General features: G+C 73.1%; 1 pseudogene. It reads left to right on the plus strand.

Going from position 1 to position 501, the window contains the following annotated elements:
* Positions 1–65 precede the first annotated feature (65 nt).
* Positions 66–501: pseudogene (locus AB8Z75_RS35195) on the plus strand (hypothetical protein); the annotation flags it as partial.

Consider the following 501-nt stretch of genomic DNA (forward strand, 5'->3'; position numbering starts at 1 on the left):
CCATCACCCCCATCCAGCACGACAGCTGAAACGCCCCCCTTTCAGCCGGTCCGAGAGGCTTCTTCATGGCCGACCACGCAACCCACGACGCCCAGGCGCGGGCCAGCCTGCATCTTCTGGTGCGGGACATCGAGCGGGTCCGCCGGCAGGTGGACGCGCTGCGCACCCTCACCGCGCAGCTCGGCAACGTCTATCGCCCGCGACGCACCGGCCCCTCCGCCGGTTTCGTCGTCTACGGTCGCGCTCCGGCACCGACCGTCAGGCTCGCCCAGGAGCTACGCGACAGCGTCGAAACGCTGGTCACCGCCGCCGTCGACTTCGACCGCTCACTGGGCTTCTCCTGGGACGCCGTGGGATCGGCGCTGGGGGTCACCAAGCAGGCCGTGCACCGCAGGTACGGTTCCTCCCGGCGCGGGACCGCACGGGGTGTCCCGGAGAACGCCGAGGCGCCCGCCGCCCGGCAGCCGGAAGCCGTGCCGGTCGTGCCCGCCGGGCCCCGCC

This window comes from Streptomyces sp. PU-14G, from assembly GCF_041028275.1.
Taxonomy (GTDB): domain Bacteria; phylum Actinomycetota; class Actinomycetes; order Streptomycetales; family Streptomycetaceae; genus Streptomyces.